The 427-nt window shown below is 68.1% G+C and carries 1 protein-coding gene; it reads right to left on the bottom strand.

What is annotated here, in order from left to right; all coding sequences use genetic code 11:
* Window positions 1-427 (bottom strand): DUF58 domain-containing protein (locus tag EEB19_RS26460; protein ID WP_187590298.1); only part of this gene is annotated, 427 nt, incomplete at both ends.

The raw sequence follows: 427 nt of genomic DNA, 5'->3' as shown, positions 1-427 counted from the left end.
ACCGTACCCATGCCGCGCTGCGGTGCCACCCAGCGGCGTTCGCCACCGGCAGCGTACAGGCCGGCAGCGTCGCCCTGGCGCAGCGCCAGGTAAGCCACCACCAGCGAGGCGTTCAAGGCATGGTCGAAGTGCGAGAGCCCGCCTTCGCTGGCCAGCATGCGCCGGCCACTGTCCAGCATCAGCAGCAGCTGCTGGTTCTTCTCGTCCTGGTATTCGCGCGAGATCAGCTTGCGCGCACGCGCGGTGGCCTTCCAGTCGAGCTGGCGCAGGCTGTCGCCGATGCGGTACTCGCGCATCTGGTGGAAATCGGTGCCTTCGCCACGGCGGCGCTTCACGTGCGCACCAACCAGCCGCGAGGCCTGGTCGGCACTGAACAATGCGAAGCGGGTGAGCGGCACGAAGTTCGGATAGACCCGCACCTCCAGCG

It is taken from the genome of Gordonia sp. OPL2, assembly GCF_003797825.1.
Lineage (GTDB): Bacteria > Actinomycetota > Actinomycetes > Mycobacteriales > Mycobacteriaceae > Gordonia.
Note: the sequence above shows the minus strand (reverse complement) of the source record. Positions and strands in the feature narration are given on the sequence as shown.